At 62.5% G+C, this 2,051-nt stretch carries 2 protein-coding genes and 2 pseudogenes; 3 read left to right on the top strand and 1 reads right to left on the bottom strand.

Annotation, left to right across the window (positions count from 1 at the left end):
* Positions 1-171 (top strand): annotated as a pseudogene (locus tag IE269_RS42615) (IS5 family transposase); the annotation flags it as partial.
* Between the two features lie 82 nt (positions 172-253).
* Positions 254-1,071 (top strand): IS5 family transposase gene (locus IE269_RS42610; protein ID WP_189828752.1). Its coding sequence is split into 2 segments (ribosomal slippage): positions 254-593 and positions 593-1,071, totalling 819 coding nucleotides; the frame shifts between segments, so codons are not numbered across the junction.
* A gap of 74 nt (positions 1,072-1,145) precedes the next feature.
* Here IE269_RS42610 and IE269_RS42605 read toward each other — a convergent pair.
* Entirely contained in the window at positions 1,146-1,715 is a 570-nt protein-coding gene (locus IE269_RS42605) for an SMI1/KNR4 family protein (protein ID WP_229898641.1), read from the bottom strand.
* A 45-nt stretch (positions 1,716-1,760) separates the two neighbouring features.
* Here IE269_RS42605 and IE269_RS42600 point away from each other — a divergent pair.
* Positions 1,761-1,910: pseudogene (locus tag IE269_RS42600) on the top strand (IS5/IS1182 family transposase); the annotation flags it as partial.
* Positions 1,911-2,051 lie beyond the last annotated feature (141 nt).

Below are 2,051 nucleotides of genomic sequence, written 5' to 3'. Positions count from 1 at the left end.
AGACGCTGGACCATCGAGCGCAGCATCGGCTGGCTCATGCACCACCGCCGACTCGCCCGCGACTACGAAGCCCACCCGCACCGTTCCGAAGCCATGATCCACCTCGCGATGATCGACCTCATGACCCGACGCCTCACCGGCGAAGCCACCCCCAACTGGCGAGGCACCTGACCCGGGACCAAACACACTCCACAGGGCAAAACGCTCAGTAAGACAGTGTCCTATGTGGTGAGGCTGGGTAGGACTGTCCAACATGGGGCAGGGGACGTGGAGTTGGATTGTTCCGGACGGGCTGTGGGAGATCGCGAGGCCTCTCATCCCGCCGTCAAGGGTGCGGCCGCAGGGTGGCGGGACGCAGGACACGCCTGATGAGACGTTGTTCGCGGCGATCGTCTATGTGCTGGTCAGCGGCTGCTCCTGGCGGGCCTTGCCACCATGTTTCGGGGTGTCGAAGTCAACGGTGCACCGTCGTTTCATGATCTGGTCGAGAGCCGGTGTCTGGGGCCGCCTCCATGAAGCAGTGGTGCACCGTCTCGACGATGCCGGCCTCATCGATGTCTCGCGCGTTGTGCTGGACTCCGCGCACGTGCGGGCAAAAAAGGGGGCGAACACACAGGTCCGAGCCCCGTGGACCGGGGCAAGCCGGGTTCCAAGATGCACGTCCTGTCGGACGCGAACGGACTGCCCCTGGTCGTCGGCCTCTCCGCCGCTAACGTCCACGACAGCCTCGCCCTGAAGCCCATGGTCGCCGGTCACCAAACGCGACACGACCCCTACCGCGGCCGCTACTTCAAGCCCCAGCGACTGCATGCGGACAAGGCATACGACGTGCCTCACCTGCGGAAATGGTTATGGGGCAAGCACATCGGCGTCCGCATCGCCCGCAAGGGCGTCGAGTCCAGTGAACGGTTAGGGCGCCGAAGGTGGGTGATCGAGCGCACCATGTCGTGGCTGTCCGGCTACCGCAGGCTCAGCCCCCGCTACGAACGCCAACCCTCCAACTACCTGGCATTTCTCGGCCTTGCTGCAGCCCTCTGCTGCTACAAGCGGCTCGTCCGACTCACCACATAGGACACTGTCTAAAGCCAAACGGTGTTGCGACGGCCCCTTGCATCCGAGCATCCGTGGGGCTTGCCCCTTGTGCCTCAACCGAGGGTGATGCAGCCATCCTGGATCCACTGACTGGTTTCCTCCTGACCAAGGATTCGCTCCAGATCATCGAGAACCGATGCGAAGAATTCTGACAGGTCCGGGAAGAGGTCCATGGTCTCTACGTCGCCGTCACTCCACTGACCCACCGAACCTGACTTCCCGTCAATGAAGAAGCCATACATCTCACCGCATGCAAAAGACTCGGCAGCAAAAGGGATCCACTCCTTTCTCCAATAGCCCTCAGCATCGTTCGGACCAGGCATCATCTGACAATGCAGCCGCTCGATACTCGACAGAGGCAGCAGAGCCCATCCGCCGACGAGAAACTCACCTTCCGGGCAGGAACCCGTCAGGCCGCTAGACTCGTAGAGTCGGGTGACGGTCCCGTTGTTGACCTTCAGATAGGCACGCAGCTCCTCCGGGAACCGAACACCTATCTTCTCCTCGACAGCGGCAATCTCTTCCTTGCTCGCCGCCTCCCCCAGAGCACGGTGACTGACCGGGGCATACTCACGCAGCCAGGACACAACACGCTGCCACGACTCACCTACATCACTCGGCACGCAGACCTCCAACCAAAAATCTACTGATCACGCTCGGACATTCACAACGCCGCGCACCACAAGGTGCGGACCCGGGCCGAGTACGCCGTCGCCCGGATGAAGAACTGGAAGGTCCTCCGCGACTGCCGCCAGAAGGGACCGGGCCACGCCGTGCAGGCCGTCGCCACCCAGCACAACCTCGCCCTCACCGGATGAAAACCCACAGGCCAGAACCGCCCACCAACTGCCCGCACCCACCCTTGCCCAACAACGTTTAGCCTCGGGCTTTCATGAAGGCCGGTGTCCGACGGGTGATCAGGCAAACGAAAAGTGCCTCTGACCAGCGAGAATGAGGAT

Source organism: Streptomyces spiroverticillatus (assembly GCA_014650415.1).
In the GTDB taxonomy this organism is placed as follows: domain Bacteria; phylum Actinomycetota; class Actinomycetes; order Streptomycetales; family Streptomycetaceae; genus Streptomyces; species Streptomyces spiroverticillatus.
The sequence above is the reverse complement of the archived record's forward strand: the minus strand, read 5'-3'. Positions and strand labels throughout refer to the sequence as shown.